Below are 26846 nucleotides of genomic sequence, written 5' to 3' on the forward strand. Positions count from 1 at the left end.
ACGGGACTAGCGGGTCGTGACGATGTACGTCGCGGTGACGCCGTCATCGCCGTCCGAGAAGGTGAGCACCACGCGGTACCCGTCGCTCCGGAACATGCCGAACGCACTCGACGTGTCGGCACGCTTCGCGGACTCGGTGTACCCGGCGTCGGTGAGCTGCTGCGCCGCCGTCGCGAAGTCGTCGACGGAACCCGCCCGGACCTGCACGACCCACCCGGAGCCGTTCGGCCCCGCTCCCCCGCCGAGCACCGTGCCGTCGACGAGCGGGACGTCCGACGACGGGAACCCGTCGGGCGCCTTGCCGTCCGAGGTCACGTTCGAACCCTTGAGCGCCGTGTCGAGCGCGCCGTCGATGCCGCCGGCGACCGAGGACATGCCGTCCTGGATCGCCTTGCCGTCGATGCCGGCGACTCCGTCGGCGACGTTCGACGCGACGGAGGATCCGAGGTCGGTGGCCTGCTGGACGGCGTCGGTCGAGCAGCCGGTCAGTCCGGCCAGGGCGATGCCGGCGGCGACGGCGGCGATCAGCGGGGTACGGAGGGAACGCATGTCGCGACCGTAACGGGTGAGCCGGGAGGCCCGGGGCGAGTTGGCTGTGAACGTCCTGTCCCCGGGACCGTCACGCGCGCGGCGGGGCCGCCCCGCGCCTCCCGTCCGCCCCGCAGGGCCGGCTCGGACGGACGTCAGGCGACGTACGCGCGCGTGGCGGCCACCAGCGCGTCGACCCCCACCGGGATCGCGGTCTCGGCCTGCGGCGCGTAGAACGGCGAGTGGTTGCTCGGGATCTCCTCGCCGCGACGGAACAGCTCCGGGTCGGTGATGCCCGTGAACCAGTACACGAGCGGCGCTCCCGATGCGGTGGCGAGCTGCCCGACGTCCTCGGACGCCATCGCCAGCCCGATCTCCAGGTCGCGTGCACCGGGGACCTCCGCACGGATGGCCTCGAGGACGACGGCGGCGGACGCGGGGTCGTTGACGGTCACCTCGGCGCCGGGCGACCGGACGATCGTCGGTTCGGGCAGACCGCCGGCATCGCTCTCGGCGCGGACGATCCGCTCGATCGAGGCGATGATCCGCGCGCGGGTCTCCTCGTTGCGGGCACGGGTCGAGATCTCGATGACGGCCTGGTCGGGGATGATGTTCGCCCGGCTGCCCGCGTGGAAGCTGCCGACGGTCACGACGCCGGCGTCGCTCGGCGAGACCTCGCGGGAGACGACGGTCTGCAGCCGAACGACCGCCGACGCCGCGGTCACGATCGGGTCGAGGGAGGCCTGGGGCGCGGAACCGTGCGCACCACGGCCGTTGAAGGTCACGGTCAGACGGTCGCTCGACGCCATCACCGGGCCGGTGCCGACCGCGACGATGCCCACGGGAGCCGGCGCGGAGTGCTGCCCGAGCACGACGTCGGGCTTCGGGAACCGGTTCACCAGGCCGTCCTCGACCATCGCGCGGGCGCCGGAGATCACTTCCTCGGCGGGCTGGAACACCGCGACGACGGTGCCTTGCCAGTCCGCGGTGGTGGCGACGAGGCGCTCGAGGGTGCCGAGGAGCCAGGTGACGTGGATGTCGTGGCCGCAGGCGTGCATCGTCGGGACGTCGTTGCCGTCCTCGTCGGTGCCGCGGTGCTCGCTGGCGTACGGCAGGCCGGTGCGCTCCTGGACGGGCAGACCGTCCATGTCGGCACGGAGCCAGACCACCGGGCCCTCGCCGTTCGACAGGACACCGACGACACCGGTGCCACCGACGCCGGTGGTCACCTCGATGCCACCGATCTCCGCGAGCCGGTCGGCGACGATGCCGGCGGTGCGGTGCTCCTGGAAACCGAGCTCGGGGTGGGCGTGCAGGTCCTGGTACAGCGAGAGGAGGTCGAGAGTCACGGTGTCCACCGTAACCCCCGACCTCCTCAGGTCACGCGACGGATGTCGCGCCGGGTCGTCGCTTACGCGTCCTGACGCTTCAGGCGGGCGTACGAGCGCTGGCGAGCCTGCGCGTCGAGCTCGACCTTGCGGATGCGCACGGCGTCGGGGGTGACCTCGACGCACTCGTCCTCGCGGGCGAACTCCAGGCACTCCTCCAGCGAGAGCTGGCGCGACGGCGTCATCGACTCGAAGGAGTCGGCGTTCGCCGAACGCATGTTCGTGAGCTTCTTCTCCTTGGTGATGTTCACGTCCATGTCGTCGGCGCGCGAGTTCTCACCGATGACCATGCCCTCGTAGACCTCTTCGGTGGGGTTGACGAAGAACGTCATCCGCTCCTGGAGGTTCGTGATGGCGAACGGCGTGACGACACCCGAGCGGTCGGAGACGATCGAGCCGTTGATGCGGGTCTGGATCGGGCCGGCCCACTCGTCGTAGCCGTGCGAGATCGCGTTGGCGATGCCGGTGCCGCGGGTCTCGGTCAGGAACGACGTGCGGAAGCCGATCAGGCCGCGCGACGGGACGATGAACTCCATGCGCACCCAGCCGGTGCCGTGGTTCGTCATGTTCTCCATGCGGCCCTTGCGAGCGGCCATGAGCTGCGTGATCGCGCCGAGGTACTCCTCCGGCGTGTCGATCGTCATGTGCTCGTACGGCTCCAGCAGCTTGCCGTTGTCGTCACGCTTCGTGACCACCTGCGGCTTGCCGACGGTGAGCTCGAAGCCCTCACGACGCATCTGCTCGACCAGGATGGCGAGCGCGAGCTCACCACGGCCCTGGACCTCCCAGGCATCGGGGCGACCGATGTCGAGGACCTTGAGCGAGACGTTGCCGATGAGCTCGCGGTCGAGGCGCTCCTTGACCATGCGGGCGGTGAGCTTGTGGCCCTTGACCTTGCCGACGAGCGGGCTGGTGTTCGTGCCGATCGTCATCGAGATCGCCGGGTCGTCGACCGTGATGGTCGGCAGCGGGCGGACGTCCTCGGGGTCGGTCAGCGTCTCACCGATGGTGATCGTGTCGAAGCCGGCGACGGCGACGATGTCACCGGGGCCAGCCGACTCGGCCGGGTAGCGCTCGAGGGCCTTCGTGATGAGGAGCTCGGTGATGCGGGCGTTCGCGACGGTGCCGTCGTGCTTGACCCACGCGACCGTCTGGCCCTTCTTCATGGTGCCGTGGAAGATGCGGAGCAGCGCGAGGCGGCCGAGGAACGGCGACGCGTCGAGGTTGGTGACGTGGGCCTGCAGCGGGTGCTGGTCGTCGTACTTCGGCGCGGGGACGTGCTGGAGGATCGCTTCGAACAGCGGCTCGAGGTCGTCGTTGTCGGGCAGCGAGCCGTCGGCCGGCTTGTTGCGCGACGCGGCACCGGCACGACCCGAGGCGTAGACCACGGGCACGTCGAGGATGGCGTCGAGGTCGAGGTCGTCGACCTCGTCCGACAGGTCGGACGCGAGGCCGAGGAGCAGGTCCTGGGACTCGGAGACGACCTCGTCGATGCGGGAGTCGGGGCGGTCCGTCTTGTTGACGAGCAGGATCACCGGGAGCTTCGCGGCGAGGGCCTTGCGGAGCACGAAGCGGGTCTGGGGCAGCGGGCCCTCGGACGCGTCGACCAGGAGCACGACGCCGTCGACCATGGACAGGCCGCGCTCGACCTCGCCACCGAAGTCGGCGTGACCCGGGGTGTCGATCACGTTGATGGTGATGGGGCCGTCCGAGCCGAACTCGGTCGCGTGCTTCCCGTTGTAGAGCACCGACGTGTTCTTCGCGAGGATCGTGATGCCCTTCTCGCGCTCGAGGTCGTTCGAGTCCATCATGCGGTCTTCGCCCTCGAAGTGGGCGTCGAACGAGTTGGTCTGCGTGAGCATCGCGTCGACGAGGGTGGTCTTGCCGTGGTCGACGTGTGCCACGATGGCGACGTTGCGCAGGTCGGACCGGGTGGCGAGCGCCATACAGGACATCCTTCAATTTCTGGGAGAGTGTCGGGCCAGTGATTTGACGGCACCGCACCCGCGGGCAGAACGCCCGACACGCCAGTCTACCGGTAGTTCGCAACCGACAGGAGTACAGCGCATGAGCCGACGGCGAACGTGGGTCGAGATCACGATCGTGCTGCTCCTCTCGCTCGGTGCCAGCGCGCTCTACTCGATCCTGCAGATCATCGACGACCTGTCCCAGACGACCCCCCTCGGTGAGCAGTCGACGGCGCTGAACACCTCGTCGACCACGGTGCAGTACGTCGACCTCGCCCGCCAGCTCCTCGGCATCGCGGTGGACCTGGCTCCCGTCGCGCTCGTCTGCTACCTGCTCTGGAGCACGACGCGCCCGCACCTGTCCCGACTCGGCATCGACCGGTTCCGCGTGAAGCCCGACCTGGGCGGCCCGGCGCTCATCGCCCTCTGCATCGGGATCCCGGGGCTCGGCCTGTACTTCGCCGGGCGCGCGCTCGGCATCACGGTGAACGTCGACCCCGCCGCCCTGAACTCGTACTGGTGGACGGTGCCGGTCCTGCTGCTCTCGGCGATCCGGTCCGGGCTGCAAGAGGAGGTGATCGTGATCGGGTACCTCTACGCCCGGCTCGGTGACCTCGGATGGGGGCGCTGGCAGATGATCCTGTCGACCGCACTGCTCCGCGGCAGCTACCACCTCTACCAGGGCTTCGGCGCCTTCCTCGGCAACGCGGTGATGGGCATCGCGTTCGGCTGGATCTACACGAAGTGGGGCCGGCTGATGCCCCTGATCGTCACGCACTGCCTGCTCGACGCCGCGGTGTTCGTCGGCTACCCCTGGGTGGCGCACGCCTTCCCCCAGCTGTTCTCGTAGGCCACGGAGCGCATCCACAGCCCGCACACAGCGCGGCGACGCACCGCACACACCCGGCAGCCCTACCGTGAGCACATGAGCATCCCCGAGGTCGGCGAGTCCGCGCCCACGTTCACCCTGCCCGGGATGATCGTCCGCGACGGCGTCCGCACCGACGACGAGTACGACCTGTCCTCGGAGATCGGCCGCACCGTCGTGCTCGCGTTCTACCCGGGTGACGCGACGGCCGTCTGCACCGCGCAGCTCTGCAGCTACCAAGCGGAACTCGACGAGTTCGACGACCTCGGCGCCGTCGTCTGGGGTGTCAGCCCGCAGGCCCTCGACTCCCACGAGACCTTCGCCCGCGGCTCGTCCCTCACCTTCCCCCTGCTGAGCGACACCTCCGGCAGCGTCATCCGCGACTACGGGGTGCGTGCTCCCGGCATCGGACTCCGCCGGTCCGTCTTCGTGATCGGCCCCGACGGCGTCGTGCGCTGGCGGCACGTCGGCCTCGTCGGACTGCGGTTCCCGAAGGCCGAGACCATCCGCGCGCAGATCGAACTGCTCGTCTCGTAGTCCCCGGCGTGGCCTTCCCACGAATCCGTCGCGATGGGGTATTGACACCCGAACTGGGGGCGACGACCATTGACGGCACGAGAGGTCCAGAAAGGATCTGCCTCCCCGGGAAATCGGGTCGTCCGGAGATACGCGCTGGTGTGTCACACCCGCTCCCCGGGCGTTCCCGGGGAGGCATCTCGTAACCTCGTCCGGTGAACACCACCATCGTCGCCCCGGGTCTGCGCGTCCTGGCCCTCGTCCTCTGGGCCGCCGCGGTGGTGCTCGTCCCCCTCGCCCTGGTCGGCGGCGGCTCCCCCTGGCTCGTCCCGATCCCGAGCATCTGCGTCGCGTTCGTTGCGTGGGCCGTCCTCTGGCGTCCGCGGATCGAGCTGACGCCCGAGCACCTGCGCATCGTCGACGTCCGGCGCACCAGCACCTACGCCTGGCGCCGGGTCACCGACGTCCGGACCAAGTACGGCATCGAGGTCGTCTCGAGCGAGGGCGTCCGCCGCGTCTGGATCGCCACGCGTCCGACGGCGCGGCTCGCGATCAGCAGAGCAGGGCAGCCGGGAGGCACGGATCGCGTCGACGTCGAGGCTGCGGCCACGCGCATCCGGGCCCTCGTGCCCGCGCCGGTCGCGCAGGACGGCCCGCCCCCGGCGACCGTCGACGCCGCACCCGTCACGCATCGCACCCACGGGTGGACGGTCCTCGCGATGGTCGTGCTCGGTGTGGCCGCGTCGATGGCGGCCGCGCGGCTCTGAGAGCCGGCCACCCGCGGTCCGTCGGCGGTGCGCCGGACGCACCCCGCGCCTCCAGGCCGGGTCGTGCGGTCGTGCGGTCGCGCGTCGTGCGGTCGCACACTCGGTGAGCAGGAATGGTCGGGCCCCGTCACGGGACCCGACCATTCCTGCTCACGATGTGCGCGTGCGGCTACTCGTCCGAGCCCGCCGCCAGGATCTGGCGACGCAGCTCGCGACGCTCGCGCTGGACGTCCGGGTCCGGCAGCGGCACCGCGGCGATGAGTCGCTGCGTGTACGGGTCCTGCGGGTCGCGCAGGATCTGGTCACGCGTGCCGACCTCGGCGAGGTGACCGTGGTGGAGCACCGCGATGCGGTCCGCCAGCACGTCGATGACCGCCAGGTCGTGCGTCACGAACAGGCAGGCGAAGTTGAACTCGCGCTGCAGGTCCTTCAGCAGCTCGAGGACGGTGGCCTGCACCGACACGTCGAGGGCCGACGTCGGCTCGTCCGCGATGAGCAGCTTCGGCCGGAGCGCCAACGCACGGGCGATGCCGATGCGCTGCTTCTGCCCACCGGAGAGCTCGTGCGGGAAGCGGGTCGAGTACGCCGTGGGGAGCCGGACGGCCTCGAGCAGGGACTCGACCTCGCGCTCGAGCTCGCGGCCCTTCATGCCCTTGCCGAGCAGGAGCGGCTCGCCGATCGACTGCCCGATCGTCATGCGCGGGTTGAGCGACGACGACGGGTCCTGGAACACGATGCCGGCGTTCTGGTGCACCTGGCGGACGAGCGAACGGGTCGGCTTCGACAGGTCGACGCCGGTCACGTCGAGCGACCCCGACGTGATCGGGAGCAGACCGATCGCGGCACGGCCGAGCGTCGACTTGCCGGAACCCGACTCACCGACCAGGCCGACGACCTCGCCCTCGTGGACGGTCAGGTCGACGCCGTCGATGGCGCGGAACGCCTTGACGCGACCGCGACCCGGGTACTCGATGACGACGTCCTTGAACTCCAGGACCGCCGGGCCGAGCGTCGAGACGACGTCCGTGTGGGTGACCGTCTCGTTGACGTGCACGGGGCTGTCGTGCTCGACGACCGCCTCGAGCGTCTCCGTGAGGTCGATGACGACGTCACCGGCCTGGCCGAGGCGGGGCACTGCGTCGAGCAGCGTCTGCGTGTACGGGTGCTGCGGCGCCGCGAAGACGTCGCGGACCGTGCCGGTCTCGACGGCGATGCCCTGCTGCATCACGACGATGCGGTCGGCGAGGTCGGCGACGACGCCCATGTCGTGGGTGATCAGCAGGACCGCGCTGCCGAGCTTGCCGGCCAGGTCGCGGATGAGGTCGAGGATCTCGGCCTGCACGGTCACGTCGAGGGCCGTCGTCGGCTCGTCGGCGATGAGGAGCTTCGGGTCGCAGGAGATCGACTGGGCGATCATCGCGCGCTGCCGCTGCCCACCGGAGAGCTGGTGCGGGTACGAGTCGAACGCCTTCTGCGGGTCGGGCATCTCGACGAGGGTCAGGAGCTCGATCGCTCGGCCCTTCGCCTCGCTCGGCGAGATGCCGTAGTGGATGCGCAGTGTCTCGACGATCTGCGACCCGACGGTGAACACCGGGTTCAGCGCGGTCATCGGCTCCTGGAAGATCACCGCGATCTCCTTGCCGCGGTACTCACGGAGCTGCGCGGACCGGAGCCCGAGGAGCTCGGTGCCCTGGAACTCGATCGAGCCGTTCACGCGGGCGTTCCGGGGCAGGAGTCCGAGGATCGACATCGAGCTGACGGACTTGCCGGAGCCGGACTCACCCACCAGGGCGAGGACCTCGCCCGACTGGATCTCGTAGGACAGCTGCTTGACCGCGGGGGTCCAGACGTCGTCGACCGCGAAGTCGACGTCGAGTCCGGAGACCTTGACGACGGGGGTGCTTGTGGCGGCCGGGGTGGTGGCCGCGGAGGCGGGCGTGCTCAACGACGTCCGGTCCTTTCCCGGCCGTTCGTGACGGCCGCGTGGGTGGTGGTGGAGGTGCGCTGACGGCGGGGGTGCAGGCGTCGGGCGTGGGGGCCCCGACCTGCGACGATGGAGGCATGCCTGCCTCCCCGACGACGCGCGATGTCTTCGTGTCCCAGTTCAACCGTGGCCTGGCGATCGCCCTCTGGGCGATCGTGGCCCTGCTCCTCGTCACGACGGTGCTGAACGACCAGACCTGGCAGGCCCGCGTCCTGGCGCTCGTGCCGACGGCGTTCGGCGTCCTGCTCGGCTGGGTGGCGCTCTGGCGTCCGCGGATGACGATCGACGACGACGGCATCGAGGTCGTCAACGTCTTCCACACCGTGCACGTGCCCTGGTCGGCGCTCGTGCACGTCGACACCCGGTTCGCCCTGACGCTCGTCACGCCGAACCGTCGGGTGTCCGTGTGGGCCGCCCCGGCGCCGGGTCGTGCCGGTGTCGCCCTGGCCCGCCGGCAGAACCAGCGCCACGGCCGGGTCGTCCCCGACGCCGAGGACGGCAACCGCCGTGCTGGCGACCTGCTGTCCACGTCGTCCGGTGACGCCGCCTACCTGGTCCGGCACCGTTGGGACGCCCTGCGCGAGCGCGACGCGATCGAGCTCGGCGCGGCCGACACCGTGCAGGTGCCGGTGCGCCTGCACTGGGTGTCGATCGCGCTGCTCGTCGCGACCGGCGTCGGTGGCTGGTTCGCCATCGCCGCTCGCTAGGACACGGGGGGACGTCACGCGCTGATCATCTCCGAGCCGGAGGTGTTCTCCGGCCCCTTCGCCTCGCGCGTCTTGCGCAGGCTGAACCGCTTCGAGCGGGGGTCGAACGCGTCGCGCAGCCCGTCGCCGATGAAGTTCACGCACAGCGCGAGCAGCACGATGAACGACGCCGGCCACCAGAACAGGTACGGACGGGTCTGGAACGCCGACTGGTTCTGGCTGATGAGCAGACCGAGGGACGAGTCCGGCGCCTTGATGCCGTAGCCGAGGTAGCTCAGGGCCGTCTCGAGCAGGATCGCCGAGGCGATGAGCAGCGTCGCGGAGACGATGATCACGCCGATGGCGTTCGGCAGGATGTGCCGGAAGATGATCCGGACGTCGGACGCACCGGCGACCCGTGCCGCCTCGACGAACTCACGCTCGCGGAGGGACAGGAACTCGGCGCGGACCAGACGGGCGATGACCATCCACGAGACCAGGCCGAGCAGGAGCGCCAGCCCCCACGCGCCGAGGCCGTTCGCCGTCTTGCCGACGACGGCACCGATCACGATCGCCGGGATGACGATGAAGATGTCGGTGATGCGCATCAGGATCGCGTCGACCGTGCCGCGGAAGTAGCCCGCGACGGCGCCGACGACGACACCGATGAACGTCGCGAACACGCCGATCACGATCATGACGAGCACGGAGTTCTGGATTCCGCGCATCGTGAGGGCGAAGTAGTCCTTGCCGATGCGGTCCTGACCGAACGGGTGGTCCGACGTCGGAGCGCCGCCGTTCTGCAGGTCCTCCAGCGTGCGGTAGCCGTAGTGCCACCACCCGGGGATCGGTCCGAGACCGACCGCCGAGACGGCGAACACCAGCACCAGGATGTAGACGATCAGCGCGATCACCGCGAGGCGGTTGGCGAGGAAGCGGCGGAGGATGATCCGCCCCTGGCTCTCGCCGAGCTGCTTCTCGTGCGAGCCCGGGGTGTTGCCGGTCTCGATGCCGTCGCCGATGTTGGGTTCGAGCGGTGCCCCGCCCTGCAGCGTGCTCATCGGTTGTCCTCCTGGGGGTGCACTGCCGTGGTGTGGCCGGCCGCGCTCGTGGCGCGGCGGCGCTCCGTCGTGGGCGCGGTCATCGGACGCGCACCCGCGGGTCGAGGGCCGAGTAGGCCAGGTCGGCGAGGAAGTTGAACGCGATCGCCGTGATCGCGATGACGAGGAAGTACCCCATCACCGGGTTCACGTCCGTGATCGACAGACCGCTGTTGAACAGGCTGCCCATGCCGGAGATCGCGAAGACCCGCTCGGTGATGATCGCGCCACCGAGGAGGGCGCCGACGTCGGTCGCGACGAGGGTCGCGATCGGGATCAGCATGTTGCGGAGCGCGTGGCGCACGATGACGGTGCGCTCCGGCAGGCCCTTCGCACGGGCGGTGCGCACGTAGTCCTGGTCGAGGACCTCGAGCATGCCCGACCGGGAGTAGCGCGTGTAGCTCGCGAAGCTGATCAGCAGGAGCGAGATCGTCGGCAGCAGCAGGTGCGTGTAGGTGTCGATGCCGTTGATCCAGAAGTCACCGGTCAGACCGGGGGTCTCCGAACCGACCGTGGCGATCGGACGCGACACGTAGTTCTGCGTGTAGTCGATCCACGAGCGCATGAAGCGGTCGAGCAGGATCACGCCGGCGCTGAGGAAGGCGGTCAGCGCACCGATGCGCATCATCAGGCCGCGGTCGTGGCCACCGACGAAGAAGCCGGACGCGAGGCCCACCAGGACCGTGACGACGGCGAGGATGAAGATCGTCGCGCCGGACGAGACGTTGAGCAGCCCCTGCAGCGCGAAGTAGCAGATGATCGCGACGAGGACGTTGATCCCCGCGACGAGCCATGCGCGGCGGTTCTTCGTGCCGGCGAGCAGCGCGACCATCGCGACACCGATGCCGGCGCTGAACAAGATGACGAAGACCGGGCCGAGCGACGGGTCCGTGAACCAGCCGGTCGCCTGCATCAGCAGCAGCATGCCCGCGGTCACGACGGCGCTGATCGCACCGACGACGAGGCGCCGCTTGAGGATGCCGCCGACCACGAGCTGGATGATCAACCCGACGACGATCGCGATGAGCACGAGGCTGACCGGTGGGATCTTCGGGTCGACCAGGAAGTTGTTGTAGTCCAGCGCGATGAACGACTTCAGGAGCACGGCCATCAGGAACGACGGCAGCGAGTACAGGAAGAAGCTGACCAGGGTGATCGAGTAGTCGAAGCCCGAGTAGACGCGGAGCGCGGTGACCACGCCGAGACCGATGCCGAAGATGATCGCCAGGATGAACGAGAACGTCACCAGCTGGATCGTCGAACCGACGGCCTGCGGCAGGAGCTGCGCGACGGGCTGGTTGCTGAACGTCGTGCCGAGGTCACACTGCCCGATCACGCACTTGCCGACGCCGGTGATCCAGATGCCCCAGCGGAGCGGCGGGATGACGTCGAGGTGTTGGGCAGCGACGCGGGCCGCGATGAGCTGGTCGCGGTTCGGCGAGTTGCTGCTCTGGAGGTCCTGCAGGGGGTTCCCCGCGATCGCCGCCAGGTTGTACATGATGAACGACGCGGCGATGAGGATGAGGACCGAGACGAGGATCCGTCTCGCGATGAAACTCACCATGGGCGATGGGTGCCTCTCCGGTGTGGTGGATCGTGCTGCTGGTCGTCCGATCGGGCGGCCCGAGCAGCAAGAGTACTGGTTCCCGCGATGCGGTCGTCGTCGAGCGCGCACTGCGGCGGGGTGCCGGGGGTGTCCGGCGATGGTGGTGCCGGGCAGGGTCCCGGCTCACGGGAGGGCGCCGGACTCATCGAGTCCGGCGCCCCCTCGTGTGTGGTGCTGATCAGCGACCGGTCAGGCTCACTTGGTCCAGTCCCAGACGTTCCAGACGATGCCCGTCTGGCCGCCGAAGTACTTGACACCCTTGATCTGCGAGCTCGTGGCGAAGAGGCCCGGGCTCTGGAACAGGGGCAGGCCGTAGCCCTCGTCGAACGCGATCTTGTCGATCTGCTGCTTCATCTCGTCCAGCTTGTCCTGGTCGAGCGTGGTCTGCGTCTCGACAGCGAGCTTCGAGGCCTCTTCGTTGGCGAACTTGTTGTAGTTGCCCTCGTTGTTGGTCTGGAAGAGCTGCGGGATCGCGGCGTTGCCGGCACCCGGGTTGACCCAACCGAAGATCGAGGCGTCGTAGTCGCCACCCGCGAGGAGCGAGGACCAGTCGGGCGAGCCGCCGTCGACGACCTTGATGCCGGCCTTGGCAGCCGAGGACTGGATCGCCTGGAACGCGTCCACGCGGTTCGGGTTCTCGGTGTTGTAGAGGATCTTGACCGACGGGGTGGCGCCGTTCAGGAGCTTCTTCGCCTCGGCGATGTCGACCTTCGAGAACTCGTCGGAGTCGTTCGCGGCGACGGCCTCGTCGTAGCCGTCCTGGCCCGGCAGGTAGAGCTGCGAGTCGAGGACCTTGGCGTCCTTGTTGATCGGGGTGACGATCGACTTCAGGATCTGGTCACGCGGGATCGTGAGGAGGAATGCCTTGCGGACGTTCTCGTCCTTGAACACGGACGCGCCGAAGTTCAGGTCGAGGTGGTCGTAGGCGACCTGTGCACCCTCGATGACCTTGACGCCGGAGGCGGCGTCGAGGGCCTTGACGGTGTCGGCGGAGGCCTGCGGCTGGATCGCGTCGACCTCGCCGTTCTGGAGCGCCGTCACCTGGGCGTTGGCGTCACCGATGAAGCGGACGACGAGCTTGCCGAAGTTGACCTTGTGGTCGCCCTTGTACTCGGGGTTCGGCACGAGGGTCATCGACTGCTTGGGGGTCCAGGCGGAGACCATGAGCGGACCGCCGGAGACGAGCAGCTTCTTGTCGCTCGGCAGGCTGGTCTTGTCGTAGCCGGTGTTGACGAAGTCGGCGACCTTCTTGAGGGTCGAGTTCGCCGGAGCCGGGTCCTTCACGTCACCCGCGGGGGTGTCCTTGAGGGCCTTCAGGAGGGCGTCGGTCGTGGTGCCGGCCTCGTCCGCGACGACGTGCGCCGGGAACTGGATCGGGTTGACGAGGTTCCAGTCGACGTACGGGCTCTTGTACTTGAGCGTGATCGACGAGTCCGTGATGTCGGTCGGGTACTCCGTCTGGAACGGCGCCGCGGCGGCGAGGGAGAAGTACTGCGTCCCGCTCGTGACCTTGCCGTCGGCGTCCTGCGTCGCGGAGTCGTAGTAGCCGGAGTTCTGCGCCCAGCCGAGGAGGAGGTCGTCAGAGGTGATCGCCTTGCCGTCGGACCACTTCGCGTCCTTGTTCAGCGTGTACTTGACCGTCAGCGGGTCGTCGCTGAGCTTCTTGACCGTGCCGAGGTCGGTGTTCGGCGTGATCTTGTAGTCCTGACCCAGGGTCACGAACTGCGGCTGGGTCATGTAGTTGACCATGCCGTTCATGTCCAGGTTGCCCTGGGGGGTGTTGAAGTTGAACGACGTCACCTCGTTGACCTGCGCGATGGTGATGGTCTTGTTCGACGCCGAACCGGACTCGTTGGCACTCGGAGAGGTGGTGCAGCCGGCGAGGGCGATTGCTGCCGCCCCGGCCAGGGCGACGACGCCGAGCAGCTGGCGTCCCCGCTTCTTGGTGATGTTCACTCTGTGATCCTCCTGATGGAATGTGATCGAACGTGCAGGAGGCAAGGCTCCGCGGCGCGTTCGCAAGAACCATAGGTGCGTGCCGGAGGGGCCTCAAAATCTCCGGAGAAGTTGTTACACATCGGAAACGTGCGTGGCAGATCCTTGCGTGACACTGTGGATACTTGCGTCTTGGTGGTGCTATACGCAACGCAGACGCTTGACGCCGCAAGCAATTCTGAACAGTCTTGCGGCGAGGGTTGAACCCGATGAACGCTCGTGGAACGCCGCACGTCCTGCTCGGGGCGCATCCGACGGTGTCTGGCCGTAGCGTGAAGGCGTGCTCTCGAACCACATCGCCCACCTCCACGTCCCCTCCAGCCCGACGCTCAGCGGCGACCCGCGCGACGGCAGGACCGCCTTCGTCACGGTCTCCCGCCCCGACCTCGACCAGGACGCCTACCGGACCACGATCGAACGGGTGACCGCCGACGGCACCGCACGCTGGACCGCCGGCGACCACGACTCCGCGCCGACGCTGTCGCCGGACGGTCGCTCGCTCGCCTTCCTCCGCGTCGTCGCGGACGAGCACGGCGGCCGCAACGCCCAGCTCGCAGTCGCCCCCGTCGACGGCGGCGAGGCCCGCGTCGTCACCGCGCTGCCCCTCGGCGCCGGTGCGCCGGTGTGGTCGCCGGACTCGACCCGGGTCGCCGTCACCGCCCGCTTCCCGGAGCCGGGCCGCTACGGTTCGGCACTGCCGGAGTCCGATCGCCGTCCGGCCGCCGACGCCGAGGCGCCACGGCTGATCACCCGCCTCGACTTCCACGTCGACGGCACCGGGTACCTGGGCGACCGCCTGCAGCAGCTGGTCGTCGTGGACGTCACCGACCGTGACGCCGCACCCGTGACCACCGCCCTGACGAGCGCGCCGTGCTCGCTCGGCTCGCCGACCTGGTACCCGGACGGCACCGCGCTGGTCGTGACCGCACCGCGTGACCTCGGCGCGGTCGAGACCCACGACGAGGACCTGTACCGCGTCGACGCCACCGACGGCACCCTCGCGCTCGTCGTCCGGACCGAGGGATCTGCCGGTGCCAGCGTGTTCGGTCCGGACGGCACCCTGTACTACGTGGGCGCCTCGCACGCCGAGGGGCGACTCGTCGCCGAGCCCGAGGGACTCTGGGCAGCCCGGCCCGAGGCGGGCGAGACCACCGCGCCGACCGGTTCCGCAGCGCCCGTCCGCCTGACCGCGCGCGAGACCGTCGACGTCGACGGCGGCCCGGAGCTCCACGGCGAGGACGTCCTGGTGACCGTCCTCGACCGCGGCACCGCGACGGTCCGACGGGTGCCGGCCGGCACGACCACCCCGCTGCAGCTCGACGCCCTGCCCACCGTGCTCGGCGGACACGTCGTCGTCTCGGGGTTCGCCGTCGACGGTGACCTGCTGCTCGCCACGGTCGGCACGCCGTCCTCGCCCGGCGAGGTCGCCCTCGTCGACCTTTCGGCCGACGGTGCGGAGCCGACGACCCTCACCGACCTCGCCGCACCGCTCCGCGACGCCGACGGTGTCCGCCGCATCGAGGAGCTCAGCGGCACCTCGGCTGACGGCACCCCCGTGCACGGCTGGGTGGTCCTGCCCGAGGGCGACGGGCCGCACCCCGTGCTCCGCGTCGTGCACGGCGGACCGTTCGGACAGGACACCTGGGCGTTCTTCGACGAGGCCCAGGTCTACGCGAGCGCGGGCTACGCCGTCGTCATCGGCAACCCGCGCGGTTCGGGCGGCTACGGCCTCGAGCACGGTCGTGCCGTGATCGGCGCGATGGGGACCGTGGACGTCGACGACGTGCTCGCCCTGCTCGACGCCGCACTCGAGCGGCCCGACCTCGACGCCGCACGCGTGGGGATCATGGGCGGTTCGTACGGCGGCTTCATGACGAGCTGGGTCGCGGCGCACCACGGCGAGCGCTTCGCCGCCGCCTGGAGCGAGCGCGCGGTGAACGCGTGGGACTCCTTCGCCGGCAGCTCCGACATCGGCTGGTTCTTCGCGGACGCCTACGTCGGCGCCGACCCGGAGGAGCAGCGTCGCCGCAGCCCGCTGACGTACGCGGGCCAGGTGACGATCCCGTTCATGGTGGCGCACTCGGAAGAGGACTGGCGCTGCCCGATCGAGCAGGGGCACCGTCAGTTCGTCGCGCTGAAGCGCGCCGGGGTCGACGCGTCGTTCCTGGTGTTCCCGGGTGAGGGCCACGAGCTCTCCCGCTCGGGCCGTCCGCAGCACCGGGTGCAGCGGTTCGAGCACGTCCTGGCGTGGTGGGCGAAGCACCTGCCGGTCACGACGGTCGCCTGAGCGACGGTCGCCTGAGCGACGGTCGTCTGAGCGACGGTCGCCTGAGCGACGGTCGCCTGAGCGACGGTCGCTGACGCGACCCGATGACGGACTGGAGGCGCGGTGCCGGCTGGCACCGCGCCTCCGGTCCGTCCGTGGGTGCGTCGAGGACGCGACCCGCTACGCGAACGCCTCCACCGGCGGGCACGCGCACACCAGGTTGCGGTCGCCGTACGCCTGGTCGATGCGGCGGACCGGCGGCCAGTACTTCCGGCCGCTGATGCCGGGCAGCGGGTAGACGGCCTGCTCGCGGGTGTAGGCGTGCGCCCACTCCCCCGAGATCACCGACGACGCCGTGTGCGGGGCGTGCACGAGCGGGTTGTCGTCCGCCGGCCACTCCCCGCGTTCGACCGCCGAGGCCTCGGCGCGGATGGCGAGCATCGCGTCCACGAACCGGTCGAGTTCGGCGAGGTCCTCGCTCTCGGTCGGCTCCACCATCAGGGTGCCGGCGACCGGGAACGACATCGTCGGCGCGTGGAAGCCGTAGTCGACCAGGCGCTTGGCGACGTCGTCCACGGTGATGCCCGTGGTGTCGCGCAGCGGTCGGAGGTCGAGGATGCACTCGTGTGCCACGAGACCGTTCTCGCCCGTGTAGAGCACCGGGAACGCGTCGCGCAGTCGGGCCGCGATGTAGTTCGCCCCGAGCACGGCTGCCTCGGTCGCCCGGGTCAGCCCCTCGAGCCCCATCATCCGGACGTAGGTCCACGTGATGGGCAGGATGCTCGGGCTGCCGTACGGTGCGGCGCTGACCGGACCGCCGGCGTGTGCCAGGCGGTCGTCGGCGTCGGCTGACGTCGCACCCGACCGGCGGTCGGCCTGCTGCGCGAACGGGTGCCCCGGCAGGAACGGCGCGAGGTGGGCCTTCGCCGCGACCGGACCGACACCCGGGCCGCCGCCGCCGTGCGGGATGCAGAACGTCTTGTGCAGGTTGAGGTGCGAGACGTCTCCGCCGAAGTCGCCGAAGCGCGCGTGGCCGAGCAGGGCGTTGAGGTTGGCGCCGTCGACGTAGACCTGGCCGCCGGCGTCGTGCACCGCGTCGCAGATCTCGCGGATGTCGTGCTCGTAGACCCCGTGGGTGGACGGGTACGTGATCATCAGTGCCGCGAGGGTGTCGGCGTGCTGCTCCGTCTTCGCGCGCAGGTCGCCGAGGTCGACGTTGCCGTTCTCGTCGCACGCGACCACGACGACCTTCATGCCGGCGAGCACGGCGGATGCGGCGTTCGTGCCGTGCGCGCTCGACGGGATCAGGCAGACGGTGCGCTCGGTGTCGCCGTTCGCCAGGTGGTACCCGCGGATCGCGAGGAGTCCGGCGAGCTCGCCCTGGCTGCCGGCGTTCGGCTGCAGGGACACGGTGTCGTACCCGGTGACCTCGGCCAGCCAGGACTCCAGGTCGCCGATCACGTCGAGGTAGCCCTCGACGTCGCCGCGCGGTGCGAACGGGTGGATGTTCGCGAACTCCGGCCAGGTCACTGCGGCCATCTCGGTCGCCGCGTTGAGCTTCATCGTGCAGCTGCCGAGCGGGATCATGCCGCGGTCGAGCGCGTAGTCCTTGTCCGCCAGGTGCTTGAGGTAGCGCATCATGCGGGTCTCGCTGCGGTGCGCGCTGAACACGGGGTGCGTCAGGTACTCGCTCTCGCGCTGCAGAGCGGCCGGGAGGCCCGTGGCCGCGTCACGCACGGCGGCCTCGGTCGCGGGGACGGTCACGTCCGGTGCCCCGAACACGCCCGCCAGTCGGGTGACGTCGTCGGGGGTGGTCGTCTCGTCGACGGAGAGCTGGAACGTGTCCGCGTCCACCTGGTGCAGCAGGAAGTCGGCGTCCTGCGCGGCGGCGACGATCGCCTCGGCACGACCGGTGGCCCGCAGGGTGAGCGTGTCGAAGTACGCGTCGTGCACCACCCGGAGGCCGGCGTCCCGCGCGACCGCGGCGAGCGCCGTCGTGGTCCGGGCGACCCGGTTCGCGATGAAGCGGAGTCCCTCGGGCCCGTGGTAGACCGCGTACATCGAGGCCATCACGGCGAGCAGGACCTGCGCGGTGCAGATGTTGCTGGTGGCCTTCTCGCGGCGGATGTGCTGTTCGCGGGTCTGCAGGCTGAGGCGGTAGGCCATCGCACCGTCGGCGTCGAAGGACACCCCGACCAGGCGACCGGGCAGCTGGCGCTCGAGACCGGCACGGACGGCGAGGTACCCGGCGTGCGGGCCGCCGAAGCCGAGCGGGACGCCGAAGCGCTGGCTCGTCCCCACGGCGACGTCGGCGCCGAGGTCACCGGGGCTGGCGAGCAGGGTCATCGCGAGCAGGTCGGCCGCGACGACGGCGATGCCACCACCTGCGTGGACCCGCTCGATGACGGAGGACGGGTCGACGACACGACCGGAGGCGCCCGGGTACTGCACGATCACGCCGAACGCACCGTCGAGCTGGTCGTCGCTCGGGCCGGCGTCGGCCGCGAACGTCCGGAGCTCGATGCCGACGGCGTCCGCGCGGTGGTCGAGCAGTGCACGGGTCTGCGGCAGCAGGTCGTCGTCGACGAGGAACGCGTCGCCCTTGACCTTGGAGGCGCGACGGGCGAGGAGCATCCCCTCGACCACGGCGGTGCCCTCGTCGAGCATCGAGGCGCCGGCGGTGGCCATGCCCGTCAGGTCGGAGACCATCGTCTGGAAGTTGATGAGTGCCTCGAGCCGGCCCTGGGAGATCTCCGGCTGGTACGGCGTGTAGGCCGTGTACCAGCTCGGGTTCTCGAGCACGTTCCGCTGGATCACCGCGGGCGTGTGGGTGCCGTGGTAGCCGAGCCCGATCATGGCGCGGCGGACGGTGTTGCGTCCGGCCTTCGCGCGGAGTTCGGCGAGCGCCTCGGTCTCGCCGACGGCGGCCGGGATCACCGAGTCGGGGAGCGGAGCCGCGTGGATCGCCTCCGGGATCGCGGCGCGGACCAGGGCGTCGAGCGACGGCTGCCCGACGGCGTCGAGCATGACCTGCTGGTCGGCCGGGGTGGTGCCGATGTGGCGATCGGCGAAGGATGTCTGGAGGTTCTCGGACGCGGTCATGCGATGGACGCCCGGTACGCGTCGTGGTCCATCAGGTCCTCGGGGAAGGACGTGCCGTCCACCTTGATCTTGACGAGCCAGCCGGTGCCGAACGGGTCCTGGTTGACCGTGTCGGGGGCGTCGACCACGGCGTCGTTGACCGCGACGACCTCGCCCTCGATCGGCGCGAAGAGTTCGCCGACGCTCTTGGTCGACTCGATCTCGCCGATCTGCTCGCCAGCGGTGGTGGCGGTGCCGACGGCGGGGAGCTCGACGTAGACGACGTCACCGAGCTGCTCGGCGGCGTGGTCGGTGATGCCGACGGTGACGGTGTCGCCCTCGACGAGGAGCCACTCGTGGTCGGCCGTGTACTGGAGTGCGGTCTGGTCGGTCATGACATCAGCCTTTCGTGGCGCGGCGGTAGAAGGGGAACGCGGTGACCGTGCTGGGGATGGCCGTGCCGCGGACGTCGATGTGGAGGAGTCGTCCCTCGGTGGCGAGCGCCGGGTCGACGAAGGCCATCGCGACGGGGTGGCCGAGCGTCGGGGAGAGTGCGCCGGAGGTGACGGTGCCGACGACGGTCCCGTCCAGCACGACGTCGTACCCGGCGCGGGGAGCCCGGCGTCCCTCGGTGACCAGGCCGACGAGCACGCGTGCGTCCTCGGCCGGCGAGACCCCGGCGGCCCCGACGAAGTCGCCCTGCTTCGCGACGACCCGGCCGAGCCCGGCCTGCGCCGGTCGGACGTCGGTGCTGAGTTCGTGCCCGTACAGGGGCATGCCCGCTTCGAGTCGCAGGGTGTCCCGCGCTGCGAGTCCGGCTGGGACGACGCCGCGGTCGGCGCCCGCCTCGAGCAGGGCGTCCCAGATCGCCGGCGCGACGTCGGGGGCGCTGTACAGCTCGAAGCCGTCCTCGCCGGTGTACCCGGTCCGGGCGACGAGCACCTCGGCGCCGTCGAACAGGGCGTGCAGCGCTCGGTAGTAGCCGAGGTCGTCGAGCGGGGTCTCCGGCTGCAGGCGGTCGGCGACGACGAGGGCGTCGAGCGTGCCCGCTGCCGCCGGACCCTGGATCGCGACGAGTGCGGTGCTGTCCGAGTCGTCCGAGACCGCGACGTCGAAGCCGTCGGTGCGCTCGGACAGCGCGGCGACGGCGACGTCGCGGTTCGCGGCGTTTGCGACGACCAGGAACACGTCCTCGTCGGTGCGGTACACGACGAGGTCGTCGAGGATGCCGCCGTCCTCGGCGAGGAGCAGGGAGTACTTCGCGCGGCCGAGGGGCATCGCGCCGAACGACCCGGCGAGCGCGTGGTCGAGGAACGCGACGGCGTCGAGGCCGGTCACGCCGATCTCGGCCATGTGCGACAGGTCGAAGACACCGGCGGCCTGGCGGACGGCGTGGTGCTCGGCGAGGTCGGACGAGTAGCGCACGGGCATGCGGTACCCGGCGAAGTCGGTGAAGGTGGCGCCGGCTGCTTCGTGAGCAGCCTCGAGTGGGGACGAACGCATGGCGGAGTTCTCCTGGCATCAGCAGGGCCCGACGACGATCGTCGGGTGGAACTCCCCCTCTGTCATGGGCCTGAGAGTTTCACCGCGGCCCGTGAGGTCCGGCGGCTTTCACCGTGGGCGAGACGACCGAGCGTCTGCTTTTCAGAGTGGCCTGTCCGCTGCGGTGTGGGACCTGAGAGATTGACGGGGGGATTGCTCCTTCGGTGCCGTGCGCGTGCCCGAGGGCACGGTGTACCCGAGGGCACGGTGTACCCGAGGGCACGGTGTACCCGAGGGCACGGTGTACCCGAGGGCACGGTGTACCCGAGGGCACGGTGCACGGCGTCTCCCGCGGCGGATGAGCGGCCGAGATGTTCAGTTGTCCGCGGAGAGCCTACCGGGGAGACGTTACGAACGTGTGTCGCGTTCCACCGTTCGACATCTCGTAGAATGCGGGGATGGCCGGACAGCGATCGCGCCCCAGGGGGCAACTCGAGCAGGCGGTGCTCGACGCGCTCCGCGCCGCAGCCGACGGCCTCACGGCACGCCAGGTGCTCGACGCCTTCCCGGAGCCGCGTCCCGCGCTCACCACGGTGCTGACCGTCCTCGACCGGCTCGGCCGCAAGGGTCAGGTGGAACGGCAGGAGCACGACGACGCCCCGCTGACCTTCCGCGCCGTGCACAGCCGCGACGAGCAGACAGCGTCGCTCATGTCGAGTGCGCTCGCCGCCTCGGCCGACCGGGAGGCCGCGCTGCTGCAGTTCACCGGGTCGCTCGCCTCCGACGACCTCGAGGCACTCCGCCGCGCCCTCGACGCCCGCGCCCGCTCCTGACCGGCGGTCCCCCGTGGTCGTCACCGGCATCGTCCTCGTCGTCCTCGCCCTCGCGGTGGTGGTCTTCGCGCCGCGGGTCCTGACCCGGTCCGCCTGGACCATCGACCGCCCGCGGACGGCGCTGGTGTGCTGGTCGCTCGCCGTCCTGCTCGGCGTCGTCGGCTTCGTCGCGGGCATCGCGCTCGTCGTCCTCGCGGACCGTCCGCTCACCGAGGTGTTCGGCGGCGACGAGTCCCCCACGCACGGCTTCAACGTCGGAGTCGCCCTGCTCGCGGTGGTCGCGTTCGTCGTCGCCGTCCGCGTCCGCCCCGGGCCCGAGCACGAGGCCGTCCGCCGTGCGATGCGCGACGGCACCGCACCGCACCGCGAGATCGACGGCACGCCCGTCGCCGTCGTCGAGGCGGAGCACGCGCTCGCCTGCGCCGTGCCGGGCAGGAGCGGCGGTGTGCTGGTCAGCACCGGCTTGGCAGACCGGTTGCGCACCGACGAACTGGAGGCCGTGGTCGCCCACGAACGCGCCCATCTGACCCAGCACCACGCGGCTGCGGTCGGGGTCGCCGAATCGATCGAGCGTGCGGTCCCGTGGGTGCCGGGCGCGCGCGCCATGGCGCGTTCGACGCGCGTGCTCGTCGAGTTCGCGGCCGACGACGCCGCGGCCCGACGCGTCGGACGCGACGCCCTGCGCCGGGCGGTCCTGGTGGCGGACGAGAGCAGCGCGCTCGGGGCGATCCGCGCCTCCAGGCTGTCGTCCTGATCTACCCCGTGTCGGAGGCGAGGCATATGGTGTCAGGACCGTGAAGCCACTGACCGAAGCCGACATCCGATCCTCGTTCGTCAACGCCACCCCCGACGAGCTCGAGCAACTGCCGATCCCCGGCCTGCACGAGATGCTCTGGGACGAGCGCGAGTTCCTGGGCTGGCGCGACCCGCAGGCCGCCCGTCGTGGGTACATCGTGTCCTGGATCGACGACCGCCCCGTCGGCATCGTCGTCCGCTCGGCGGGCGGGTCCCTGCGCGCCGGCATCGCCGCGATGTGCTCGTTCTGCCACTCGCCCCAGCCCGCCACGCAGGTCCGGCTGTTCTCCGCGCCGCGTGCCGGAGAGGCCGGGCGCAACGGCAACACGATCGGCACCTACATCTGCGAGGACCTCGGGTGCTCGATGCTCATCCGCACCGCTCCCCCGCACCTGAACCCGCCGGCGACGATCGCGATGCGCGGCGCATCGCTGCTCCAGCGCGTGCAGAACTTCACCGCGGACATCATGAAGTCGGCGTGAGTCGCTTCGGCACCGCCCGCTGGGCCGTCGTCGAGGAACTCGGGGACGGCCGGTGGCGGCTCACCCTGCGCGACGAGGCCGACGACGAGCTCGGGGCGTTCGGCCTCGGTGTCGAGGGGCCGTGGGACCCCGACGTCGAACCGCACGTGGGGTTCGTGCTCACGCAGATCGGGCTGACCCTCCGTGGTGCACGGCCGTGGCAGGTCGACGAGCTCGGGGACCACCGGGCGCCGGTGCTCGCACTGGGCTGACTGCGATCACTCGTCGCCGGGTCACTCGGCCGCGACGAAGTTCCGCAGGATCTCCCGGTCGTCGTCCGCCCGCATCGCCCACGACAGCTCGCTCCGGTGCGTGCTGTCCGTCAGCGGGAGCAGCACGACGGTGTCCGGTGCGGCGAGCGCCGCACTCTCGGGCACGACGGTGACCCCGAGTCCCGCACCGACCAGGTGCAGCACCGTCGCCCAGGTCGTGGCCTCCTGCACGACCACCGGACGCCGACCTCCCGCCGTGACCGGGGCGAGGTTCCGCTCGGTCGCCAGGGACCCCGCGACGGCGGGGAAGAACACGAACGGATCGTCCAGCAGCTCCGGCCCCTCGATCGCGGCACGGTCCGCCAGCCGGTGCCCGCGCGGGACCGCGGCGACGAACGCCTCGGTCCGGAACGGCAGCAACCGCACCGCTGGGTCCGGGTCGGGGTCGCGCACGACGGCCAGGTCGAGCTCGCCCCGGACGATCCGCGCGAGCAGCGTCGACGTGTAGCCCTCGGTGAGTTCGACTCGGACCAACGGGTACCGCATCCGGAACGCCTGCACGCGTTCGATCGGTCCGAGCGGGAGCGCCGAGACGACGAACCCGACGTCGAGCCGGCCGGCCTCGCCGCGGCCGACGCGGACGGTCTCGTCGAGGTCGCGGCGGACCTGCCCGAGCACTGCCCGCGCCCGACCCTGCAGCACGCGACCGGCAGCGGTGAGCGCCACGCTCCGGCTCGTCCGGACGAACAGCTCGACGCCGAGCTCGCGCTCGGTCCGCCGGATCTGCTGGGACAGCGCGGGCTGAGCGATCCGCAGCCGCTCGGCCGCGCGCCCGAAGTGCAGTTCGTCGGCGACGGCGAGGAACGCACGGAGGTGGCGGAGGTCGACGTCGAGGTCTCGATCCATGCATCCAGCGTATCGATCGGAGCGAACGAGTATTGGACGCGACCTTATTCACGGTCGAGGATTGAGCCATGCCCGAAGCGACCTCCACCGTCACCATCAGCGACCTCGCGACCCCTGCAGACGCCGAGGCGTTCCGCGTCCTCAACGAGGCGTGGATCACGCAGTTCTTCGCCCTCGAGGACGAGGACCGGAAGTTCCTCGGTGACCCCGTCGGGCACGTCGTCGAACCCGGCGGCGCGGTGTTCGTGGCCCGGCTGGACGACGAGGTGATCGGGTGCATCGGCATCGTGCCGACGACTCCGGGTGTGTTCGAACTCGTGAAGATGGCCGTCTCCCCCGGCCACCAGGGCCACGGCACCGGGCGGAAGCTCATCGCCGCGGCGCTCGAGCGGGCCCGGGAGCTCGGCGCGCAGCGGGTCGACCTCGAGAGCAACGCGCAGCTCGCCAGCGCGGTGCACCTGTACGAGGCGTTCGGGTTCCGGCACCTGCGCGACGACGAACTCGTCCCGAGCCCGTACGTCCGCGCCGACGTGCACATGACGCTCGAACTGCGCTGACGAGCGGCGCTCGTCCGGGACGGATCCGGCCGGATACTGACCACGCAGCGCCGCCAGCCGATAGCGTCCGAGGAGATGCACATCACCGCGCGCGCCGCTGCTGACATCGACCCGTTGGTCGAGGTGCTCTGGCGCGTCCACCTCGGCGGCTACCCGGCAGGCTGGCCGGACGACCCCGCCGCGTGGTTGGACCCCGACGGCCTGCTCGGTGCCTGGGTCGCGACCGACGGCGACGAGGTCATCGGACACGTCGGACTCACCGTCCCCGCACCCGGTCGGATGCCCTCCATCACCCGGCTCTTCGTCGAGCCGGACCGCCGCGGCGCCGGCGTCGCGGACGCACTGCTCGACGCTGCGGAGCGCGCCTGCCCCGGGACGCACGTCCGACTCGACGTCACCGAGGAGACCCCGGCGGCGTGGCGTCTGTACGAGCGTCGGGGGTGGCGGCTGACCGGTCGTGGGCCGGCCGACTGGTGCAAGCCGACCGGCGAGGTGCCCACCCTGCGCTACTACGCGAAGCGCGTCGGCTGACCCGGTACGCTCGCGGCATGGCGACGTACGAGGTGCAGGCGGTCCGTGAGGCGGGCTCGTGGCAGGTGTTCATCGACGGCTTCATGGTCACCGAGGTGACCCGTTGGCCGTCCGTCGGCTTCGTCGCCCGTGAGCTCCTCGCGATGGACCGCGACGACGACCTCCGCATCCGCGTCGTCGGTCGCAACCAGTACGTCGCCTGACGCGTCACCACTGACAGCGTCACCGCCCCAGGTCGCTCAGCGCGCTGCGGCGACGAGCTGTTGCGCGCGCTGGTGGGACACGTGCAGGAGCGGGCCGATCTCCCGGACGGTGAGCCCGGCCTGGTGCAGCACCAATGCCGCTGCGGCGGTCTCCTTCGCAGCTTCGGCGCGGGCCCGTTCGGATTCCTCCCGCAGGGCACGCGCTCGGTCCAGGTGCGCCTGTGCCGCGTCGGGCATCCTCACCTCGACCTCGAGATCGAACGACTCCGGCAACCGGTCGTTCATCAGCGAGAGCCAGTCGCGGGCCATCGGTTCGATCTCCCGTTCCCGCTTCGCCTGGGTCCGCACTTCGCCGTCGATCCAGATGACCCTGTACTTCCTGCCGCGCTCGGCTCGCACCGTGTGGCGACTCATCGTCGCCCGCCTCCTTCTCGTTCGCAGTCGCGGAGGATCCCGCGCGCCGTCATCTCCTCCACTTCACGATGTCGAGGCACGATGACCGTGCTCTGCCCGAACCGGAAGACATCGTGACGTCCACCGTGTCGATGGAACACGAACTCCGTCCCTCGCTCTTCTGCGATGCGTGCGAGTCGAGCGAGGAGCACTGCACGCTCCACGGTAGCCGCCCAACGTGCGGTAGGCAAAGCTGCCTACTCGACGTAGACGGAAGATCGCTGAGAGGGTGCATCCCCCGACACTCGCGATCCCGGAGGCATCACGAGGCAGGGGTCGCGAGACCGGTGCAGATCCGAGGCTGGAGCGGCCTTGTGGAGGGATGGCGAGCACGACGCGTCACGCGACGTGCCAGACCAGCCCCTCCTGCGCGCTCGACGGGTACGCCGAGGCGATCCGGAACACGGCCTCGCGCAGGGTCTCCGGTGAGCATGCCAGGTTGAGCCGGACGAACCCGCGCCCCTCGGCGCCGAACCCGAGGCCGGAGTTCAACGCGACGAACGCGTGCTCCCGCAGCGGGACGGCCGGGTCGTCCCCGAGCCCGATGCCCCGGAAGTCGAGCCAGGCCAGGTACCCGGCGCGCGGCCGCGTGTAGACGACCCCGGGCAGGTGTTCGGCCAGGAGCTTCGCGAGCAGCCGGTCGTTCGCCACGATCCGTGACACCACGTCGTCGAGCCAGTCCGTCGCGACCGTGAAGGCCGCCAGGTTCGCGTGCAGCCCGAGGATGCTCGTGCGGCAGGCGACCTCTTCCCACAGGGTGTCGAGGAGCGCGGCGGTCCGGGCATCCCCGGCGACGATGATCGAGCACTTCACGCCGGCGAGGTTCCACCCCTTGCTCGCCGAGGTCACGCAGACGCTGCGGGCGCCGAGGGGCTCGGCGACCGCGGCGAACGGCGTGAACTGCACGCCGGGGTGCGTCAGCGGGGCGTGGATCTCGTCGCTGATGACGAGGACGTCGTACTTCGCCGCCAGCTCGGCGAGCGCCACGAGGTCGTCGCGGTCGTGCACGAGGCCGACCGGGTTGTGCGGGTTGCAGAGCAGGAAGACACCGGTGCCCGCCGCGAAGGACCGCTCGATGCCGGCGAGGTCGAGCCGGTACTGCCCCCACTGCTCGAGCAGCGGGACCTCGTCCACCTGACATCGGGCCTCTTCGACGAGCTCGAAGAACGGCGGGTACACCGGCGGCGTGATCGCCACGCGACCGCCGTCTGGCAGCGCGAGCCGCAACGACTCGACGATGCCGACGCTGACGTCGGTCGCGAGGTGGATCCGCGACGGGTCGATCTCCCAGCCCCAACGGTCGAGCGCGAACTGCGCGAACGCCGGTGCGAGCGGCCCGGGTCCGTCGAGGTACCCGAGGTCCGACTGCGAGACCCGTTCGATGAGCGCCTGCCGGATCTCCGGCGCGACGTCGTGGTCCATCTCGGCGACGAACAGCGGCAGCACGTCCGGGGCGTACCGCGTCCACTTGATGCTCGTCCGGACCCCGCGGAGCGTTCCGACCGGGTCCTGCTCGTCGCTCGCCATGCGTCCCAGCATGCCCCTGCCTGGAGGCCCGGCGCGACCCCGGCTGTCATCTCGCGTCGTCTTCGGGTCACCCT

25 protein-coding genes and 1 riboswitch are annotated in these 26846 nt (G+C 70.5%); of the genes, 12 read left to right on the forward strand and 13 right to left on the reverse strand.

Annotation, left to right across the window (positions count from 1 at the left end; genetic code table 11):
- Positions 1-6 precede the first annotated feature (6 nt).
- The 3 genes from EDF19_RS02240 to typA form a co-directional block, all read right to left on the reverse strand.
- Positions 7-549 carry a hypothetical protein gene (locus tag EDF19_RS02240; RefSeq protein ID WP_123679296.1) on the reverse strand — a complete coding sequence of 181 codons (543 nt, stop codon included), beginning with the start codon at positions 547-549 and terminating at the stop codon, positions 7-9.
- Between the two features lie 134 nt (positions 550-683).
- Entirely contained in the window at positions 684-1877 is a 1194-nt protein-coding gene (locus EDF19_RS02245) for an amidohydrolase (protein ID WP_260216856.1), read from the reverse strand.
- Between the two features lie 62 nt (positions 1878-1939).
- Positions 1940-3862, reverse strand: a complete 1923-nt coding sequence (typA, locus tag EDF19_RS02250) for a translational GTPase TypA (protein ID WP_123679298.1) — start codon at positions 3860-3862, stop codon at positions 1940-1942.
- A 121-nt stretch (positions 3863-3983) separates the two neighbouring features.
- Here typA and EDF19_RS02255 point away from each other — a divergent pair, with 121 nt between their 5' ends.
- The 3 genes from EDF19_RS02255 (at position 3984) to EDF19_RS02265 (ending at position 6034) form a co-directional block, all read left to right on the forward strand.
- Positions 3984-4733: a CPBP family intramembrane glutamic endopeptidase gene (locus EDF19_RS02255; RefSeq protein WP_123679299.1), complete on the forward strand. Its 750-nt coding sequence runs from the start codon at positions 3984-3986 to the stop codon at positions 4731-4733.
- A 75-nt stretch (positions 4734-4808) separates the two neighbouring features.
- Positions 4809-5288 carry a peroxiredoxin gene (locus tag EDF19_RS02260; protein WP_123679300.1) on the forward strand — a complete coding sequence of 160 codons (480 nt, stop codon included), beginning with the start codon at positions 4809-4811 and terminating at the stop codon, positions 5286-5288.
- 194 nt (positions 5289-5482) lie between these two features.
- Positions 5483-6034 (forward strand): hypothetical protein, encoded by a 552-nt coding sequence (locus tag EDF19_RS02265; RefSeq protein WP_123679301.1) that lies wholly within the window; start codon positions 5483-5485, stop codon positions 6032-6034.
- 169 nt (positions 6035-6203) lie between these two features.
- Here the strand turns inward: EDF19_RS02265 and EDF19_RS02270 are convergent, their stop codons facing one another.
- Entirely contained in the window at positions 6204-7979 is a 1776-nt protein-coding gene (locus EDF19_RS02270; protein WP_123679302.1) for an ABC transporter ATP-binding protein, read from the reverse strand.
- Positions 7980-8095: 116 nt separating this feature from the next.
- Between EDF19_RS02270 and EDF19_RS02275 the strand changes: the two genes are divergently transcribed.
- Positions 8096-8725, forward strand: a complete 630-nt coding sequence (locus EDF19_RS02275) for a PH domain-containing protein (RefSeq protein ID WP_123679303.1) — start codon at positions 8096-8098, stop codon at positions 8723-8725.
- 14 nt (positions 8726-8739) lie between these two features.
- Here the strand turns inward: EDF19_RS02275 and EDF19_RS02280 are convergent, their stop codons facing one another.
- The 3 genes from EDF19_RS02280 to EDF19_RS02290 all read right to left on the reverse strand — a co-directional run bounded on the left by EDF19_RS02280 (position 8740) and on the right by EDF19_RS02290 (position 13366).
- Complete coding sequence (locus EDF19_RS02280; RefSeq protein ID WP_123679304.1) at positions 8740-9765, reverse strand: ABC transporter permease; 1026 nt, start codon at positions 9763-9765, stop codon at positions 8740-8742.
- Between the two features lie 79 nt (positions 9766-9844).
- Positions 9845-11368 (reverse strand): ABC transporter permease, encoded by a 1524-nt coding sequence (locus tag EDF19_RS02285; RefSeq protein ID WP_123679305.1) that lies wholly within the window; start codon positions 11366-11368, stop codon positions 9845-9847.
- A 237-nt stretch (positions 11369-11605) separates the two neighbouring features.
- Positions 11606-13366 carry an ABC transporter family substrate-binding protein gene (locus tag EDF19_RS02290; RefSeq protein ID WP_123679306.1) on the reverse strand — a complete coding sequence of 587 codons (1761 nt, stop codon included), beginning with the start codon at positions 13364-13366 and terminating at the stop codon, positions 11606-11608.
- A 319-nt stretch (positions 13367-13685) separates the two neighbouring features.
- Here EDF19_RS02290 and EDF19_RS02295 point away from each other — a divergent pair, with 319 nt between their 5' ends.
- On the forward strand, positions 13686-15692 hold the full coding sequence (locus EDF19_RS02295; protein ID WP_221180604.1) for a S9 family peptidase: 2007 nt from the start codon (positions 13686-13688) through the stop codon (positions 15690-15692).
- 159 nt (positions 15693-15851) lie between these two features.
- Here EDF19_RS02295 and gcvP read toward each other — a convergent pair whose 3' ends face one another.
- The 3 genes from gcvP to gcvT are packed head-to-tail and all read right to left on the reverse strand — an operon-like array spanning position 15852 to position 20255.
- A complete protein-coding gene (gene gcvP, locus EDF19_RS02300; protein WP_123679307.1) occupies positions 15852-18773 on the reverse strand; it encodes an aminomethyl-transferring glycine dehydrogenase in 2922 nt (973 codons plus the stop codon).
- Positions 18770-19147 carry a glycine cleavage system protein GcvH gene (gene gcvH / locus EDF19_RS02305; protein WP_111084964.1) on the reverse strand — a complete coding sequence of 126 codons (378 nt, stop codon included), beginning with the start codon at positions 19145-19147 and terminating at the stop codon, positions 18770-18772. The genes gcvP and gcvH overlap by 4 nt, the downstream gene beginning before the upstream one ends.
- A 4-nt stretch (positions 19148-19151) precedes the next feature.
- Positions 19152-20255, reverse strand: a complete 1104-nt coding sequence (gene gcvT, locus EDF19_RS02310; protein ID WP_123679308.1) for a glycine cleavage system aminomethyltransferase GcvT — start codon at positions 20253-20255, stop codon at positions 19152-19154.
- A 49-nt stretch (positions 20256-20304) separates the two neighbouring features.
- A riboswitch (glycine riboswitch) is annotated at positions 20305-20410 on the reverse strand.
- A gap of 282 nt (positions 20411-20692) precedes the next feature.
- Between gcvT and EDF19_RS02315 the strand changes: the two genes are divergently transcribed.
- Genes EDF19_RS02315 through EDF19_RS02330 form a run of 4 tightly spaced genes read left to right on the forward strand, consistent with a single transcriptional unit; the run spans position 20693 to position 22595 of the window.
- On the forward strand, positions 20693-21067 hold the full coding sequence (locus EDF19_RS02315; RefSeq protein WP_123679309.1) for a BlaI/MecI/CopY family transcriptional regulator: 375 nt from the start codon (positions 20693-20695) through the stop codon (positions 21065-21067).
- A gap of 13 nt (positions 21068-21080) precedes the next feature.
- Positions 21081-21821, forward strand: a complete 741-nt coding sequence (locus EDF19_RS02320; protein ID WP_123679310.1) for a M56 family metallopeptidase — start codon at positions 21081-21083, stop codon at positions 21819-21821.
- A gap of 40 nt (positions 21822-21861) precedes the next feature.
- Positions 21862-22344: an FBP domain-containing protein gene (locus EDF19_RS02325; RefSeq protein ID WP_181437480.1), complete on the forward strand. Its 483-nt coding sequence runs from the start codon at positions 21862-21864 to the stop codon at positions 22342-22344.
- Positions 22341-22595 (forward strand): hypothetical protein, encoded by a 255-nt coding sequence (locus EDF19_RS02330; protein WP_123679312.1) that lies wholly within the window; start codon positions 22341-22343, stop codon positions 22593-22595. The genes EDF19_RS02325 and EDF19_RS02330 overlap by 4 nt, the downstream gene beginning before the upstream one ends.
- 21 nt (positions 22596-22616) lie before the next feature.
- Here EDF19_RS02330 and EDF19_RS02335 read toward each other — a convergent pair whose 3' ends face one another.
- Positions 22617-23501 carry a LysR substrate-binding domain-containing protein gene (locus EDF19_RS02335; RefSeq protein ID WP_123679313.1) on the reverse strand — a complete coding sequence of 295 codons (885 nt, stop codon included), beginning with the start codon at positions 23499-23501 and terminating at the stop codon, positions 22617-22619.
- Positions 23502-23569: 68 nt separating this feature from the next.
- Between EDF19_RS02335 and EDF19_RS02340 the strand changes: the two genes are divergently transcribed.
- The 3 genes from EDF19_RS02340 (at position 23570) to EDF19_RS02350 (ending at position 24792) form a co-directional block, all read left to right on the forward strand.
- On the forward strand, positions 23570-24058 hold the full coding sequence (locus EDF19_RS02340; protein WP_123679314.1) for a GNAT family N-acetyltransferase: 489 nt from the start codon (positions 23570-23572) through the stop codon (positions 24056-24058).
- A 75-nt stretch (positions 24059-24133) separates the two neighbouring features.
- Positions 24134-24589, forward strand: a complete 456-nt coding sequence (locus tag EDF19_RS02345) for a GNAT family N-acetyltransferase (RefSeq protein ID WP_123679315.1) — start codon at positions 24134-24136, stop codon at positions 24587-24589.
- Between the two features lie 17 nt (positions 24590-24606).
- On the forward strand, positions 24607-24792 hold the full coding sequence (locus EDF19_RS02350; protein ID WP_123679316.1) for a hypothetical protein: 186 nt from the start codon (positions 24607-24609) through the stop codon (positions 24790-24792).
- Positions 24793-24828: 36 nt separating this feature from the next.
- On the opposite strand, the gene EDF19_RS02355 is transcribed toward EDF19_RS02350, so the two are convergent.
- Complete coding sequence (locus EDF19_RS02355; RefSeq protein ID WP_148071007.1) at positions 24829-25206, reverse strand: hypothetical protein; 378 nt, start codon at positions 25204-25206, stop codon at positions 24829-24831.
- Positions 25207-25584: 378 nt separating this feature from the next.
- The gene (locus tag EDF19_RS02365) at positions 25585-26772 is read right to left on the reverse strand and encodes a MalY/PatB family protein (RefSeq protein WP_260216857.1); all 1188 of its coding nucleotides are present in this window, start codon (positions 26770-26772) and stop codon (positions 25585-25587) included.
- Between the last annotated feature and the right edge of the window lie 74 nt (positions 26773-26846).

Origin of the sequence: Curtobacterium sp. PhB115, from assembly GCF_003752025.1 — a bacterium.
Classification (GTDB): Bacteria; Actinomycetota; Actinomycetes; order Actinomycetales; family Microbacteriaceae; genus Curtobacterium.

Coding starts and splice junctions, on each gene's coding strand:
- EDF19_RS02260 (WP_123679300.1), top strand. CDS start 4,809: ATGAGCATCCCCGAGGTCGGCGAGTCCGCGCCCACGTTCACCCTGCCC.
- EDF19_RS02365 (WP_260216857.1), bottom strand. CDS start 26,772: ATGGCGAGCGACGAGCAGGACCCGGTCGGAACGCTCCGCGGGGTCCGG.
- EDF19_RS02255 (WP_123679299.1), top strand. CDS start 3,984: ATGAGCCGACGGCGAACGTGGGTCGAGATCACGATCGTGCTGCTCCTC.
- EDF19_RS02280 (WP_123679304.1), bottom strand. CDS start 9,765: ATGAGCACGCTGCAGGGCGGGGCACCGCTCGAACCCAACATCGGCGAC.
- EDF19_RS02345 (WP_123679315.1), top strand. CDS start 24,134: ATGCACATCACCGCGCGCGCCGCTGCTGACATCGACCCGTTGGTCGAG.
- EDF19_RS02315 (WP_123679309.1), top strand. CDS start 20,693: ATGGCCGGACAGCGATCGCGCCCCAGGGGGCAACTCGAGCAGGCGGTG.
- EDF19_RS02355 (WP_148071007.1), bottom strand. CDS start 25,206: ATGAGTCGCCACACGGTGCGAGCCGAGCGCGGCAGGAAGTACAGGGTC.
- gcvT (WP_123679308.1), bottom strand. CDS start 20,255: ATGCGTTCGTCCCCACTCGAGGCTGCTCACGAAGCAGCCGGCGCCACC.
- EDF19_RS02340 (WP_123679314.1), top strand. CDS start 23,570: ATGCCCGAAGCGACCTCCACCGTCACCATCAGCGACCTCGCGACCCCT.
- EDF19_RS02275 (WP_123679303.1), top strand. CDS start 8,096: ATGCCTGCCTCCCCGACGACGCGCGATGTCTTCGTGTCCCAGTTCAAC.
- EDF19_RS02335 (WP_123679313.1), bottom strand. CDS start 23,501: ATGGATCGAGACCTCGACGTCGACCTCCGCCACCTCCGTGCGTTCCTC.
- gcvP (WP_123679307.1), bottom strand. CDS start 18,773: ATGACCGCGTCCGAGAACCTCCAGACATCCTTCGCCGATCGCCACATC.
- EDF19_RS02350 (WP_123679316.1), top strand. CDS start 24,607: ATGGCGACGTACGAGGTGCAGGCGGTCCGTGAGGCGGGCTCGTGGCAG.
- EDF19_RS02285 (WP_123679305.1), bottom strand. CDS start 11,368: ATGGTGAGTTTCATCGCGAGACGGATCCTCGTCTCGGTCCTCATCCTC.
- EDF19_RS02240 (WP_123679296.1), bottom strand. CDS start 549: ATGCGTTCCCTCCGTACCCCGCTGATCGCCGCCGTCGCCGCCGGCATC.
- typA (WP_123679298.1), bottom strand. CDS start 3,862: ATGGCGCTCGCCACCCGGTCCGACCTGCGCAACGTCGCCATCGTGGCA.
- gcvH (WP_111084964.1), bottom strand. CDS start 19,147: ATGACCGACCAGACCGCACTCCAGTACACGGCCGACCACGAGTGGCTC.